Source organism: Streptomyces sp. NPDC030840 (assembly GCF_055572015.1).
This window is the reverse complement of record NZ_JBVIEE010000011.1, coordinates 74,769-89,476: the sequence shown is the minus strand read 5'-3', so window position 1 is coordinate 89,476 and position 14,708 is coordinate 74,769. Positions and strand designations below refer to the sequence as shown.

The 14,708-nt window shown below is 72.0% G+C and carries 13 protein-coding genes; 4 read left to right on the top strand and 9 right to left on the bottom strand.

Translation table 11 applies throughout. The features are described 5' to 3' along the window. Positions 1-203: 203 nt before the first annotated feature. The 3 genes from ACZ49J_RS23800 to ACZ49J_RS23790 form a co-directional block, all read right to left on the bottom strand. Positions 204-989, bottom strand: a complete 786-nt coding sequence (locus tag ACZ49J_RS23800) for a hypothetical protein (RefSeq protein WP_467452671.1) — start codon at positions 987-989, stop codon at positions 204-206. Positions 990-1,343: 354 nt separating this feature from the next. Beyond that, the gene (locus ACZ49J_RS23795) at positions 1,344-2,564 is read right to left on the bottom strand and encodes an acetyl-CoA C-acetyltransferase (RefSeq protein ID WP_467452672.1); all 1,221 of its coding nucleotides are present in this window, start codon (positions 2,562-2,564) and stop codon (positions 1,344-1,346) included. A 293-nt stretch (positions 2,565-2,857) separates the two neighbouring features. Then, positions 2,858-3,889, bottom strand: a complete 1,032-nt coding sequence (locus ACZ49J_RS23790) for an SGNH/GDSL hydrolase family protein (RefSeq protein WP_467452673.1) — start codon at positions 3,887-3,889, stop codon at positions 2,858-2,860. Positions 3,890-4,037: 148 nt separating this feature from the next. On the opposite strand from ACZ49J_RS23790, the gene ACZ49J_RS23785 reads away from it, so the two are divergent. Beyond that, positions 4,038-5,432 (top strand): cystathionine beta-synthase, encoded by a 1,395-nt coding sequence (locus ACZ49J_RS23785; protein ID WP_467452675.1) that lies wholly within the window; start codon positions 4,038-4,040, stop codon positions 5,430-5,432. Positions 5,433-5,945: 513 nt separating this feature from the next. Here ACZ49J_RS23785 and ACZ49J_RS23780 read toward each other — a convergent pair. From ACZ49J_RS23780 to ACZ49J_RS23760, 5 genes are all read right to left on the bottom strand, one after another. Then, complete coding sequence (locus ACZ49J_RS23780; protein ID WP_467452676.1) at positions 5,946-6,377, bottom strand: hypothetical protein; 432 nt, start codon at positions 6,375-6,377, stop codon at positions 5,946-5,948. Positions 6,378-6,487: 110 nt separating this feature from the next. Further along, positions 6,488-7,420: an ABC transporter substrate-binding protein gene (locus tag ACZ49J_RS23775; RefSeq protein WP_467452678.1), complete on the bottom strand. Its 933-nt coding sequence runs from the start codon at positions 7,418-7,420 to the stop codon at positions 6,488-6,490. Positions 7,421-7,431: 11 nt separating this feature from the next. Further along, the gene (locus ACZ49J_RS23770) at positions 7,432-8,094 is read right to left on the bottom strand and encodes an ABC transporter permease (protein WP_467452771.1); all 663 of its coding nucleotides are present in this window, start codon (positions 8,092-8,094) and stop codon (positions 7,432-7,434) included. Between the two features lie 4 nt (positions 8,095-8,098). Continuing rightward, entirely contained in the window at positions 8,099-8,743 is a 645-nt protein-coding gene (locus ACZ49J_RS23765; RefSeq protein ID WP_467452679.1) for an ABC transporter permease, read from the bottom strand. Next, positions 8,740-9,921 carry an ABC transporter ATP-binding protein gene (locus ACZ49J_RS23760; RefSeq protein WP_467452773.1) on the bottom strand — a complete coding sequence of 394 codons (1,182 nt, stop codon included), beginning with the start codon at positions 9,919-9,921 and terminating at the stop codon, positions 8,740-8,742. Before ACZ49J_RS23760 ends, ACZ49J_RS23765 begins: the two co-directional genes overlap by 4 nt. Positions 9,922-10,063: 142 nt before the next feature. Here ACZ49J_RS23760 and ACZ49J_RS23755 point away from each other — a divergent pair, with 142 nt between their 5' ends. The 3 genes from ACZ49J_RS23755 (at position 10,064) to ACZ49J_RS23745 (ending at position 13,163) form a co-directional block, all read left to right on the top strand. Further along, positions 10,064-11,635: an aromatic amino acid ammonia-lyase gene (locus ACZ49J_RS23755; RefSeq protein WP_467452681.1), complete on the top strand. Its 1,572-nt coding sequence runs from the start codon at positions 10,064-10,066 to the stop codon at positions 11,633-11,635. Beyond that, complete coding sequence (locus tag ACZ49J_RS23750; RefSeq protein ID WP_467452682.1) at positions 11,632-12,474, top strand: MurR/RpiR family transcriptional regulator; 843 nt, start codon at positions 11,632-11,634, stop codon at positions 12,472-12,474. The genes ACZ49J_RS23755 and ACZ49J_RS23750 overlap by 4 nt, the downstream gene beginning before the upstream one ends. Before the next feature lie 104 nt (positions 12,475-12,578). Further along, complete coding sequence (locus ACZ49J_RS23745; RefSeq protein ID WP_467452683.1) at positions 12,579-13,163, top strand: hypothetical protein; 585 nt, start codon at positions 12,579-12,581, stop codon at positions 13,161-13,163. 125 nt (positions 13,164-13,288) lie between these two features. On the opposite strand, the gene ACZ49J_RS23740 is transcribed toward ACZ49J_RS23745, so the two are convergent. Beyond that, a complete protein-coding gene (locus ACZ49J_RS23740; RefSeq protein ID WP_467452684.1) occupies positions 13,289-14,650 on the bottom strand; it encodes an APC family permease in 1,362 nt (453 codons plus the stop codon). Positions 14,651-14,708 lie beyond the last annotated feature (58 nt).

The window sequence follows — 14,708 nt, the reverse complement described above, 5'->3', positions numbered from 1 at the left end:
GACGGGCGGCCTGCGGGCCGCTTGTTCGCCGTAGGGCGCCTGGTGTGTTCGCGGGTGCGGGCTGTCCGTGGCTGGTCGCGCGGTTCCCCGCGCCACTGGAAACTCGTGCGGTTCCCCGCGCCCCTGGACACCTCGCGCCCCGCGCGCCATGAGAAGCACGGACTACTCACCCGAGCGGCCCTGGAAGGCGCCCTGAAGCGGCCCTAAAGCGACGCGATGACCCTGTCCGCCAGGATGTAGACGCTTTCCTCGCCGCACCGGAACGTCAGCGTGTAGGCGCCCGAGATGCCCGAGCCGCCCAGGAGGACGGGGGTGTGGCCGGCGCGCAGGGCCGCGGCCAGGCGTTCGGCGGTCTCGCGGTGGCCCGGGGTCATGCACAGGGTGGTGCCGTCGGCGAAGACGTACACGTCGAGGGTGCCCAGCGGGCCCGGGCGCACGTCGGTCAGTTCGGTGCGCGAGGAGGCGAGCTCCTCCAGACAGGAAACCGTGCGCTCGTGGTCGTTCCCGACCGGCGGCGGGGACGGAACGAAGTCCGGGTGGGAGGGGTGACGGCGGCGGGCCGCGGCCAGCTCCGGGGAGTCGCCGGGGAACTCGTCGCCCTCCATGCTCGGCTCGGGCACCGGCTCCAGGTGCTCCAGACCCGCGAAGTCCGACTGGCGCGCCAGGTACGGCTCGCTGTCGGGGAGGCCCAGCAGTGAGGAGGGCGCGTCGGAGGCGTCACGTGCCTCCTGGGCGGCCCAGAACGCCCTCGCCTCGGCCAGCTCCCGCTCCCGCTCCTCCGCGAGCGCCTCGGCCACGGCAGCGCGTATCTCGTCCGTGTCCGAGGCCGGGCGGGCGGCGGGTACGACGGGCCGCGCGCTCGTGGCACGGCTCGCGACGAGCTCGGTGTGCAGGGCCGCGACCTGTCGGCGCAGCCCCCGCAGGCCGCGCAGCACGGCGACGCCCACGACCGTGGCGGCGGCCGTGGTGAGCAGCAGGGCAATCGGCATGGCGCTCACTGACGTACTCCCGGTTCAAAGTCGACCCCCGACTTCCTACATCAGCTTGAAGGGCGGACTAACCCGCTGTCAGTGCGTAACGTCACGAAACGGACAGGGAGACTGGTCCGATGCCCGGCGGTGAAACGGCTCTGACCTGCTGCATCACTCTTCCGGGGGAGATAGGTCACATCCTGAGGGAGATTGGGTCACAAAACGGCCCGGAATCCCGGCGGTGCCGAGGTCCCGGGCCAGGGGGTCACGCTGGGTCCAGCAGGAGTGACCGAGGGGTCCGGCCGAGGGGTTGGTCCGGCCGAGAGGCTGGCTCGCCGACGGCTTGGTTCGCCGACGGCTTCAGCCGTGGCTTCAGCTGAGGCGCTCGATGACCATGGCCATGCCCTGGCCGCCACCGACGCACATCGTCTCCAGGCCGAACTGCTTGTCGTGGAACTGGAGCGAGTTGATCAGCGTGGCGGTGATGCGGGCGCCGGTCATGCCGAAGGGGTGGCCGACGGCGATGGCGCCGCCGTTCACGTTCAGCTTGTCCAGCGGGATGTTCAGGTCGCGGTAGGAGGGGATCACCTGGGCGGCGAAGGCCTCGTTGATCTCGACCAGGTCGATGTCGTCGATGGTGAGGCCCGCGCGGGACAGGGCCTGGCGGCTGGCCTCGACCGGGCCGTAGCCCATGATCTCGGGGGAGAGGCCGGAGACACCCGTGGAGACGATCCGGGCGAGCGGGGTCAGGCCGAGCTCGCGCGCCTTCGTGTCGGACATGATGACGAGGGCGGCGGCGCCGTCGTTGAGGGGGCAGCAGTTGCCGGCCGTGACCAGTCCGTCCGGGCGGAAGACCGGCTTGAGGCCCTGGACGCCCTCCAGGGTGACGCCCGGGCGGGGGCCGTCGTCCTTGCTCACCACCGTGCCGTCGGGGAGCGTCACCGGGGTGATCTCGCGCTCCCAGAAGCCCTTCTTGATGGCCTCCTCGGCGAGGTTCTGCGAGCGGACGCCGAACTCGTCCATGTCCTGGCGGGTGACGCCCCAGGAGCGGGCCAGGTTCTCGGCGGTCTGGCCCATCGCGATGTACGGGTCGGGGAGCAGGCCGTCCTCGCGCGGGTCGTGCCAGGTCGCGCCCTCGGACTCGGCGACCTGCGCGGTGCGGGCCTCGGCGTCGGCGAAGAGCGGGTTGTGGGTGTCGGGCATGCCGTCGGAGGTGCCCTTCACGCTGCGGCTGACCATCTCCACGCCCGCAGAGATGAAGACGTCGCCCTCGCCCGCCTTGATGGCGTGCAGGGCCATACGGGACGTCTGGAGCGACGAGGAGCAGTAGCGGGTGATGGTGCAGCCCGGGAGGTGGTCCATGCCCATCTGCACGGCGACGACGCGGCCGAGGTTGTGGCCCTGCTCGCCGCCGGGGAGGCCGCAGCCGAGCATCAGGTCGTCGATGTCCTTCGGGTCCAGTGAGGGGACCTTGTCGAGCGCGGCCTGGATGATCGTGGCGGTGAGGTCGTCGGGGCGCAGGTCCTTCAGGGAGCCCTTGAAAGCGCGGCCGATGGGGGAGCGGGCGGCTGAGACGATGACGGCTTCGGGCATCACGGCTCCATTGGCGTTTCGTAGTACGGGTGGGCAGGGCTGTGTGGGAAGTTACCCGTACGTACGGTCAAGGTCACGGGCGTGGCGGTGTGAGCCCCGACGCATTTTTCTAAGCGCTTGCTTTTCTCGCCCCCGCCGCCCCTGCCCGTCCCATGCCGGGGGCCCCGCCCCCATGCCCCCCCGGTCGGGTCAGCTGAATGTCAGACCCTCCGGCGTTCGAGGAGCGGGGTCCGGGGCGGAGCCCCGGGGACGGGACGGGTAGGGGCGGCGGGGGCGAAACCAATCCCCGGGGCTCAGGCGGACGGCTCCGAGGCCGGGGCCGGGGTCGGGTCCGTTGCCGGGACGCGGCGCCGGCGGCGGCGCTTGAGGAGGGCCCACGGGCCCCGTGGCCCCGTGGGCATCGCCGCGGCGACCTCCGTACCCGCCTCCGACGCGGCCTCCGCCGCGGCCCGGGCCACCGGCAGGAACCCCTCGCGGCGGGACACGTCCGGCCGCTCCTCCTCCGGCCACAGGCCCAGCGCCGCGCAGACCGTGGGCAGGACGGCCATCGCCGCCGTCGCGTAGCCCTCGGCGGAGGGGTGGTAGCTGTCGGGGCCGAAGAGCTCCCGCGGGTTCGCCGCGAACTCCGGACCCAGCAGGTCGCCGAGCGAAACGGTTCGCCCGCCCTGCTCGACCGTGCCGATCGTCTGGGCCGCGGCCAGCTGGCGCGACGCCCGCCTGGCCAGCCAGCGCAACGGCTGCTGGACCGGCTCGATCGTGCCCAGGTCGGGACAGGTGCCCACGACCACCTCCGCGCCCGCCGTGCGCAGGCGCCGTACCGCGCTCGAAAGGTGGCGGACCGAGCGGGTCGGCGGCATCCGGTGGGTGACGTCGTTCGCGCCGATCATGATGACGCAGATGTCGGGGACCTGGTCCGACTCCGTCAGGACCAGCGACACCTGCCGGTCCAGGTCGTCCGACTGGGCCCCGGACAGCGCCACGTTCCGCAACCGCACCGGCCGTTCCGCCACCGCCGCGAGCCCCGAGGCCAGCAGGGCGCCCGGAGTCTGGCGTGCCCGGTGCACGCCCTGCCCGGCCGCCGTGGAGTCGCCGAGCATGGTGAGCAGGATCGGGGGGTCGTCAGGAGTTTCGTACGCGCGTCCGTAGAGACCCTCCGCGCTGGGCGGCTGCGGACTGTGGCCGTTGCCCACGACGCGCTTGGCCATCTGCACCTCGGCCAGCACCACTCCCACGGCCGCCGCGCCCAGCAGCCCGATCCCACCGCCGCCGTACGCCGCTCCCGCGGCGATGCGCCGGGCCACCCGCGCCCTCGACATGCTCGTCATGCGACGCCGCCACCTCCTCGTAGCCGTACACCCCCTCCATGCCCCGCACAGGGCGTGGGCCAATCTCAACAGGGCGTGAACGGACGCCGAGGGGGCTTACGCTGGCGGAACCATACAACCCGTCCTTTGTGCAGCTCCGGAGACAACGGTGCAATTCCACGACTCGATGATCAGCCTCGTCGGCAACACCCCGCTGGTGAGGCTCAACAGCGTGACCACGGGCATCCAGGCGACCGTCCTGGCCAAGGTGGAGTACTTCAACCCCGGCGGTTCGGTGAAGGACCGCATCGCCCTGCGCATGATCGAGGCGGCCGAGCAGAGCGGCGAGCTGAAGCCGGGCGGGACCATCGTCGAACCGACCAGCGGAAACACCGGCGTCGGGCTCGCGATCGTCGCCCAGCAGAAGGGGTACAAGTGCATCTTCGTGTGCCCCGACAAGGTGAGCACCGACAAGATCAACGTACTGCGCGCCTACGGTGCCGAGGTCGTCGTGTGCCCGACGGCCGTGGACCCCGAGCACCCCGACTCGTACTACAACGTCTCCGACCGGCTGGTGCGGGAGACCCCGGGGGCGTGGAAGCCCGACCAGTACTCCAACCCCAACAACCCGCTCTCCCACTACCACTCCACCGGCCCCGAGCTGTGGGAGCAGACGGAAGGGAAGATCACGCACTTCGTGGCGGGAGTCGGCACCGGAGGCACCATTTCCGGTACCGGGCGGTACCTGAAGGACGTCAGTGAGGGCAGGGTGCGGGTCGTCGGCGCCGACCCCGAGGGGTCCGTGTACTCCGGCGGGTCCGGGCGGCCGTACCTCGTGGAGGGCGTCGGCGAGGACTTCTGGCCGACCGCGTACGACCGGACCGTCGCCGACGAGATCGTCGCCGTGTCCGACAAGGACTCCTTCCAGATGACCCGGCGGCTCGCCAAGGAGGAGGGCCTGCTGGTGGGCGGTTCGTGCGGCATGGCCGTCGTCGCCGCGCTGCGCGTCGCCGAGCGGCTCGGCCCGGACGACGTCGTGGTCGTGCTGCTGCCCGACAGCGGGCGCGGGTACCTCAGCAAGATCTTCAACGACGAGTGGATGGCCGACTACGGGTTCCTGGAGGACGAGGGGCCGAGCGCGCGCGTCGGTGACGTCCTGGACGACAAGGAGGGCGGTTCCATCCCCTCGCTCGTCCACATGCACCCCGACGAGACGGTCGGTCAGGCGATCGAGGTGCTGCGGGAGTACGGCGTCTCCCAGATGCCGATCGTGAAGCCGGGCGCCGGTCACCCGGACGTGATGGCCGCGGAGGTCGTCGGGTCCGTCGTCGAACGGGAACTGCTCGACGCGCTGTTCACGAAGCGGGCCTCCCTCGACGACCCGCTGGAGAAGCACATGTCGGCGCCGCTGCCGCAGGTCGGTTCCGGTGAGCCGGTGGCGGACCTGATGTCGGTGCTGGGCGGCGCCGACGCGGCGATCGTCCTCGTCGAGGGCAAGCCGACCGGGGTCGTCAGCAGGCAGGACCTGCTCGCGTTCCTCGCCAAGGGGGGCGGCAAGCAGTAGGGGCGTCCGGCGGGGCGGAGGCCGGTGCCGGCTCGTGACGGGGGCGGATTCGCTGCCGCGGCCGGGTGGTTCCGGTGGTTTGCCCGTGTGCGGTGGGTCTGTCCGCGCCTCGCGAGTCTGCCCGCGTAGAACTTCGCGGAAGTGGTACGCGCGCGTCACGTTCGCGCAGCACACGCTTAACACGGGTCCGGCACATTAGTGGCTGTCGGCAGGGCGGGAGCGGCTCCCCGCCCCAGCCGGCGCCGAACGGCGCCAAGGACCTCCGGAGCGGCTCCCGGACCTCCATGGACGCCAACGGACGCGCAAGCCCGGCCCTGACCCGGCCCGCGTCCCTCGCGGGGACCGCCGTCGTCCCGCCCCCCGGCAACGGGGGTGCGGCGGTCCCCGCGCACAAGCCTCTTTGCGCCTGAGCCGGCGCCGCTTTCGCGGACCTGGTGGGGCGCCGTCGTGGTTCCTCAATTGATGGTTGCGGTCGTCGTCGGTTGAAGACCGGGGCCCGGCCTACGGGCGGAGTTACTCTTCCCAGTCGCTGCCGCTCGGCTTCTTCCCGCGGCGGCCGAAGCCGGGGCTGTTGCGGAAAGCCCAGGCCGCGTTGACGCCGACGATGCCCGCCCAGGCCACCAGCAGGCCGGACAGGCCCGCCACGCCGCCGCCGATGCCCGACAGCGGGACGGCCAGGACGAGGGAGACGGCGCCGAAGCCGAAGCGCTCCCCCCAGGAGTCGGTGGACTGCGGTGCACGCGCGCCGCGGGCCATGACCACCTGCTGTTCGGCGAGCTGGCGCCGCACCCGGCGGTCCACCGCGCCGTCGAGGCGCTGTTCGACCTTCTCCAGGAACGAGTCGACCAGCGCCGCCTCGTAATCGTCGCCCAGCTCCCTGCGCGCGTGCAGGGTGGCGGCGAGTTCCTTGTCGAGTTCGGCGTCGCGGGCTCCGTTGCCAGTCATGGCGTCCACGGTAGGCAGCCGCGGGCGCGGTGGCACTGGGGTTAGCCCCCCTGTCGGAAGGGGAGGGAGCCACCGGACCCCGCCGGGAACGCCACCGGGGCCCGGTGGGGTCATTCCGTCAGGCCCCGCTGCTTCGCGTACGCGTCCGCCACGTCCTCCGGGTCCTTCTTGTCCTTGTCCACCTGGCGGTTGAGCTCGGTGAGGTCCTTCGTGGTCAGGACGTTGCCGAGTCCGGCGAGGGCCCTGCGGACCCGCGTGTCGGACTTGCGGTCGGCGATCAGGGGGACGATGTGCTGGCCGGGGATGAGGTTCTTCGGGTCGGCGAGGACGACCCAGTCGTTGGCCTGGATGTCGGTGTCGGTGGTGAAGAGGTTCGCCACGTCCACGTCCCCCTTCTTCAGGGCGCCCTTGACGAGCGGCCCGGAGGAGTCGAGCGACTTGAACTCCTTGAACTCCACCCCGTACACCTCCTTGAGGCCGACCACACCGACCTGGCGGGTCTTCACCTCGGCTGCTGCGCCGAGGATCAACTTGCCGTTGTGCTCGGCGAGGTCGGCGAGGCTCCGCAGGCCGTACCTGTCCGCGGTCTCCCGGGTGACGACGAAGGCGTCGGAGTCCTCCGCCATGCCGTACGGCAGCACCTGGAGGCCCGACGGGAGCGCGACGGTGAGGGCGTTCTGCATCTCGCCCTCCTCGGTGGCCGTCGACTTCGGGTCGACGTAGTGGAGCAGGGCGCCCTGGTACTCGGGGAGCAGGTCGATGTCGCCGCCCTTGAGCGCGGGGATGAGGATCTCGCGGGTGCCGAGGTTGGGGCGCACGGTCGTCTTGACGCCGGCGGCGCCGAGGACCGCCGCGTAGAGGTACCCGAGGACCTGGTTCTCGGTGAAGTTGGCGGTGCCGATGGTGATGCCGTCCTTGCTGGATCCTGAGCCGCCGCCGACGGTGCCCTCGCCTTCGAGGGAGGTTATGCCGCTGCTGCACGCGGCGAGGGCGGGCACGGAGGCGGCGGTCAGGAGGCCGCCGAGGAGCGTACGACGATTCATGTGTCGGTTCCCTACGCAGTGCGGTGTCGGAAGAGGAAGCGCTGGCAGCCGGCGAGGGCCAGGTCGAGGACCACGGCGACCACGGCCACGAGGACCGCGCCGCCGAGCACCTGTACGAGGTCGCGCTGGGCGAGTCCGTCGAAGACGTAGCGGCCGAGGCCGCCGAAGGAGACGTACGCGGCGATCGTCGCCGTGGCCACCACCTGGATCAGGGCCAGGCGCAGGCCCGTCATGATCAGGGGAAGGGCGAGGGGGAGTTCGACCTGGAGGAGGACCTGGTGCGCGCGCATGCCCTGGCCGCGGGCCGCGTCCCGCACGTCCGGGTCGACGGCGGTCATGCCCGCGTAGGTGTTGGTGACGATCGCCGGGACCGCCAGGGCGACCAGGGCGACGTAGACCGGCCACATCGACAGGCCGCTGGCCAGGAACACCAGGACGACCAGGCCCACGGTCGGCAGGGCACGGCCGAACGAGGACAGGTTGATGGCGAGGAAGGCGCCCTTGCCGGTGTGGCCGATGAGCAGGCCGAGCGGGAGGCCGATGGCCGCCGCGATGAGGGTGGCGAGGAGCGAGTACTGGAGGTGCTCGGCGAGGCGGTGGGCGATACCGTCGGGGCCGGACCACTGCTCGCCGCTGGTCAGCCACTCGCCGAGGTTCTTGAAGAGCTCGTACACGGTCTCAGGCACCCCGCTTCCGGGTCCACGGGGTCAGGACGTACTGGACGGCGACCAGCATCGCGTCGGCCACCAGGGCCAGCAGGAGCGTGAGGGCCACTCCGGCGATCACCGGGGTCGGGAAGTTGCGCTGGAAGCCGTCGGTGAAGAGCTGGCCGAGGCCGCCGTCGCCGATGTACGTGGCGACCGAGACCAGCGAGATCGACATGACCGTCGCGATCCGCACACCGGCCATGATCACCGGGAGGGCGAGCGGGAGTTCGACGGTGAGGAGGGTGCGCAGGGGGCGGGTGCCCATGGCCTTCGCGGCCTCCTTCGTCTTCGCGGGCACGGAGTCGAGGCCCTCGACCGTGTTCCGGAGCAGCACGACCAGGGTGTAGATCGTCAGGCCGATGACGGTCGTCGTGCGGGTCAGCCCGCTCACCGGCAGGAGCAGCACGAAGACCGCGATCGACGGGATCGTGAACAGGACGTTGGACAGGCCGAGGAGCAGGCCGCGCAACGGGCGGATCCGGTGCGCGACCACGGCCAGGGGGAGGGAGATCAGCAGGCCGAGGAGGACGGCGGAGAGGGCGGCCTGGAGGTGGGAGAGGGAGAGTGTCGTCAGGTCGTCGGTGTGGTCGCCGATCCACGACCAGTCGATGGTCATGAGGGGCGCTCCGTGGCGGTGGCGGTGGCGGGCGCGGGCCTGTCGGAGCCCGCCATGCCCGTACCCGTACGCGCGGAAGCGGCGCCGGCCGCGGTGTGTGCGGCGTTCGCGCGGGCGTGGATCTCCTCGGCGGCGGTGACCCCGGTGACCGTGCCGTCCGCGTCGACGCGCACGACGAATCCGCTCGGCGAGGCGATGGTCTCGTTGAGCGCGGACAGGAGTGAGTCGGTGTCGGCCAGGGCCCGGGCGGGACGCAGGGGCGCGTCACCGGCGGTGCCGGTGGCGGGCAGCGTGTCGGTGTCGAGCCAGCCCAGCGGCCGGCCCGCGGCCGAGGTGACCAGCCGCCAGCGGCCGTCGGACCGGGACACGGCGGAGACCGGCTCGTCGGCGCGCAGGGGCGCGGCGGGCGTCCGCGGCAGGTCCTCGACCGGCGTCAGCGACAGCAGCTTGAGCTCCCGCTCGGAGCCGAGGAAGTCCATGACGAAGTCGTCCGCGGGGCGGGCGAGCAGTTCGGCCGGGGACGCGCACTGGACGAGGTGGCCGCCCGTGCGGAAGATCGCGATCCGGTCGCCCAGCCGGACCGCCTCGTCGACGTCGTGGGTGACGAAGACGATGGTCTTGCTCAGCTCCTTCTGCAGCCGCAGGAGCTCGTCCTGGAGCTGGGCGCGGACGACGGGGTCGACGGCTCCGAAGGGTTCGTCCATGAGGAGGACGGGCGGGTCGGCGGCGAGTGCGCGGGCCACGCCGACCCGCTGCTGCTGGCCGCCGGAGAGCTGGTGCGGGTACCGCTTGCCCGTGTCCGCGGCCAGGCCGACGGTTTCGAGGAGCTCGGCCGCGCGTGCCCTGGCCTTGCGGCGGCCCCAGCCCAGCAGGACCGGGACGGTGGCGATGTTGTCGAGGACCGTGCGGTGCGGGAAGAGGCCCGCCTGCTGGATGACGTAGCCGATGGAGCGGCGCAGCTCGGCGGCGTCCTGCCGCAGGACGTCCCTGCCGCCGACCCGGACGGTGCCCGAGGTCGGCTCGACCATACGGTTCACCATTCTGAGGGTGGTCGTCTTGCCGCAGCCCGAAGATCCCACGAGGACGGTCACGCCGCCTTCGGGCATCTCCAGGGAGAGGTCGTGGACCGCTGTCGTGCCGTTCGGGAAGCGCTTGTGGACCGCGTCGAACTGGATCATGAGGAGTCCCTTGCCCGGCCTGTATAACGTCATGCAGAGTTCTAGGTGTGTGAATAGGTTGTCAACGCCTGGGTGTTAATCGCTGGTTACGAATGATCGCCAGGCGAGATCTCCTGTCCGGTTCAAGGAGTGTTTGCGAGTGATGTCGTCTCGAATTCTGGACGCTCCGGGTGTCGTACCGGCCCGGACCGTGGTCCTGGACGGCAGCCGTGTCGGCGTCGAGGACGTCGTACGGCTCGCCGACGGAGCCGCGCGGCCCGTGCCCGGCGAGGACGCGATGAAGCGGATGGAGACGTCCTGGGACGCCGCCCGGCGGATAGCGGCGACCGGCAGGGTGTACGGCCGCTCCACCGGCGTGGGTGCCAACCGGACCGAGGACCTGCCGACCGAGGCCGCCGCGGGGCACGGGCTGCGGCTGCTGCGCAGCCACGCCGGGGCCGTCGGCGCGGAACTGCCCGCCCGGCAGGTGCGCGCCATGCTCGCCGTACGGGCCAACCAGCTGGTCGCCGGCGGTGCCGGACTGCGGCCCAGCGTGGTCACGGCACTGTGCGAGGCGCTGGAGATCGGGGCGTACCCGGTGGTGAACGAGTTCGGCTCGGTGGGCACCGGCGACATCGCGGCACTCGCCCAGATGGGGCTCGCCCTGGCGGGAGAGCATCCCTGGCGGGGGACGGACGCCCCCCGGCCGCAGCCCCTCGACAACAACGACGCGCTCGCCCTGATCAGCAGCAACGCCCTCACCATCGGTCAGTCCGCCCTTGCCCTGCACGAGTTGCGCCGGGTCCTCGCCGCCACGCAGGTGGTCGCCGCGCTGTCACTGCTCGCCGTCGACGGGTCGTACGAGGCGTACGCGGCACCCGTGCACGAGGCGCGCCCGCACCGGGGATCACGCGAAGTGGCACGCCGTATGCGGCAGTTGCTCGGCGCCGACGACCGGCCGACACCACCGCTCGGGCGGATCCAGGACCCGTACGGCTTCCGCTGCCTGCCGCAGATCCACGGGCCCGCCCTCGACGCGGCGGACGCCCTGGAACGGGTGCTGGAGGTGGAGATCAACGCCGCCGCCGAGAACCCCCTGATCTGCCCGGAGGACATGGCCGCCTACCACCACGGCGGCTTCTACCAGGCCCAGCTCGCCCTGGCCCTGGACCACTTCCGGCTCGCGATCACCCAGGTGGCGCGGCTGTCGACGTCCCGCCTGTCGACCCTGAACGAGCCCGCCTACACCCGGCTGCGCCCCTTCCTCGCCGATCAGGAGCCCGCCTCCTCGGGCGTGATGATCCTGGAGTACGCCGCCGGAGCCGCCCTCGGCGATCTGCGGGCCTTCTCGGCGCCCGCGTCGCTCGGCCACGCTGTACTCTCCCGGGGCGTCGAGGAGCAGGCCAGCTTCGCGTCGCTGGCCGCACGGCAGACGCTGCGGGCGTGCGACGCGTTCCGGCTCGTCGTCGGCTGCGAGCTCGTCGCCGCCGTGCGGGCCCTGCGCCAGCGCGGCCTGCGGCCCGACCCGGGGCTGCCGGCCGAGCGGGCGCTGGAGCTGGCCGAGGCGGTGCTCGACGCGGACCAGGCCGACCGGCCGCTCACGGACGACGTGAGCACGGCGGCCGCACTGCTCGACCGGTTCACGGACATCGGGACGGATGCCCGTGACGATCGGGACGTTCCCCAGAACCTCGGGGACGTCCGTCAGGACATTGGGAGGGGAAGCACGCAATGAGCGTGACCGACAGCCCTGCGGCGCGCCTTCAGGCGCTCTTCGAGGGGCACCGGCTGACGCCGACGCAGCGGCGCATCGCGCACAGCATGGTGCGGCGCGCCGCGGACGTGCCGTTCCTGTCCAGCGTGGAGCTGGCCGAGCTGGCCGGGGTCAGCCAGCCGTCGGTGACGCGGTTCGCGGTGGCCCTCGGCTTCGACGGGTACCCGGCGCTGCGGCGGCACCTGCGCGAGGTCGCGCCCGCGGAGCCGGCCGCGGACACGGCGTCGTACAACGAGTACCAGCAGGCCGTCGAGGCCGAGATCGAGAACCTGCGGCACCTGGCGGAGCTGCTGGCCGATCCGCGGCCGGTGGAGCGGGCGGGGCGGCTGCTCGCGGCCTCGCGCCCCCTGCCGGTGCTCGGGCTGCGGGCCGCCGCCGCTCAGGCGTACGGGTTCGCGTACTTCGCCGCGAAGGTCCACCCGGACGTGCGGCTGCTGAACGAGGGCGGCAGCATGCTGCACGACCGGATCGACGCGGCGGTGTCGGCCGGGGCGAGCGCGCTGCTGTGCTTCGCGCTGCCGCGGCATCCACGCGAGGTCGTGGACGGGCTGACGTACGCCAGGCAGTCCGGGCTGACGGTGGTGACGGTGGCCGACTCGGCCTTCGCGCCCGTGGCCAAGGTGTCGGATCTCCTACTGCCCGCCGCCGTGGGGACGGGCCTCGCCTTCGACACCGCGTGCTCGCCGATGCTGCTGGGGCGGGTCCTGCTGGAGGCGATGTGCGACGGGCTGCCGGGCGCTCAGGCACGCTTGGAGGAGTTCGACGCGCGGGCCGCCGCGCGGGGTCTGTTCGTGGAGTGAACGGCTCCGGCTCCTGGACGAGGGTTTCTCAGGAACGTCTCACGTTCGCTGGCTAGCGTGCGCCTCGACAGCCGTACACCTTCACGAGCCGAGGAGGCGGGGACGTGACGCGCGGAGGGCAGGGACTGGCACGGGTGGCCGTCGTGGTGAGGGCCGGGGCCGCACCGTTGTGGTGGCTCGGAGTGCCGGCGGCGGGGATCGGGGTGCTGGTGCCGGGCGTGACCGGGCGGCGGATCGGAGTCATGGCCGGGGCCGTGCTGTTCCTCATGGCGGTGGCCCTGGTGGGCGGGGCGCGGCGCAAGCGGTACGACGGCCTCGCGCGCGGCGCCGTCCGGGCGGGCAGGCAGGACGTCCTCCAGGACCGGCGGGTGACCGTACGGAACTGGCGGCGCGGGCACCGGTGGTGGCTGGCACTGGGCTTTCTGGCCGCCGTGGGCAGCGCGTTCCTGGTGCCCGCGGCCGGTGGCATGCTGCTGGCCGGGGCGGGCGCCGGGCTGTGGCTGAAGGCCGGGTGGATCGGCCGCGTCGAGCGGACCGGCGACGCGCTGCTGTGGGTCCGGGTCGACTGGCTGTCGGGTCGTGGCGGAGCGCCGGCGGGCAAGCGGGTGAAGGCGTACCGGTCGACCGGGGTGGCCGCGGGGGACGCGGCGCCCGGGGGTGGACGCAGGGTCGTGGCCGGGCGTGTGTAGAGCCGCCCAGGGGATGGTCCGGGCGACGCGGGAACCGGTGTTCCCGCTGGAGCTGCCCGGGCTGTGTCTGTGCTGATGACGGCGGTTTCCTTCAGCCCGCCGCCGGGCTGAAGGAAACCGGGACGCTACTCGCCGCGCACCCTCAGCACCAGCTTGTTCACCGCCCACAGGCCGATGCCGATGGCCAGGAGGACGCCGGCGCGGATGTAGACGTCGGCCGGGCGGTCGGCGAGGGGGCTGGCGAGGATCAGGGCGGTGATGGCGCCCAGGACCGGGAGGGCCGTGGGGGTGCGGAAGTGGGCGTGGTCGACCCGGTCGCGGCGCAGCACCAGGACCGCGATGTTGACCACGGCGAAGACACAGAGGAGGAGGAAGGCGGTGGTGTCGCCCAGGCCCTCGATCTCCCCCGTGGACACCAGGCCGATGGCCAGCAGCGTGACGAAGACGATGCCGACGACCGGCGTGCGGCGGTGGGGCAGGACGCGGGCCATGCCACGCGGCAGGATGCGCTCGTTGGCCATGCCGTAGCAGAGGCGGGACGCCATCATGATGTTGATGAGCGCCGAGTTGGTCACCGCGAACAGCGCGATCAGGGCGAAGAGCTTGTGCGGGAAGTCCACGCCGCCCGCCTTGACGACCTCCAGGAGCGGGCCGCTCGACCCTTCCAGCGTCCTGTAGTCGACGAGGAGGGACGAGACCAGCGCGACCAGGACGTAGATGGTGCCCGTGACCGCCACGCCGATGAAGATCGCCCGCGGGAAGGTCCTGACCGGGTCCTTCGTCTCCTCCGCCATGTTCACCGAGTCCTCGAAGCCCACGAACGCGAAGAAGCCGAGAGCCGTGGCGCCCAGGACACCCGTGATCAGGGCGTATCCCGTGCCGCTCGCCTCGAACTCGGTCAGGCGGGACGGTTCGCCGTCGCCCGTCATGACCGCCCACGCGCCGATCGTGAGGATGATCAGCAGGCCGGTGAGCTCGACGAGGGTCAGGACGACGTTCGTCTTGACCGACTCCGAGACCCCCCGCAGGTTCAGCGCGGCGAGGGCGACGATGAAGAGGATCGCGATCAGGGTCGGCGGCAGCGCGCCGCTCGTGAGCTCGCTCAGGTAGTCACCGCTGAAGGCGCGGGCCGCGGCGCTCGCGGACGACAGGCCCGAGCACATCACCATGAACGCGATGATGAAGGTGAGGAACGGCAGCTTGAAGGCCCTCTGCGTGTAGAGGGCCGCGCCCGCCGCCTTCGGGTACTTGCCGACCAGTTCCACGTACGAGGCCGCCGTCAGGATCGCCACGACGAACCCGATGACGAAGGGCAGCCATAGCGCGCCCCCTACTTTCCCGGCGACCTTGCCGGTGGTCGCGTAGATGCCGGTTCCGAGGATGTCGCCGATCACGAAGAGGATCAGCAACTTGGGGCCGAGGACGCGTTTGAGGCCTGACTCCTCGGCGGGCGTCGACGCCCCGGTCGTGGTTTCGGTGGTGGACAAGAGAACCTCCCCCGATCGGTGATCCGTCCGGGGATGTTCTGCCCGGCCGTACGCCATG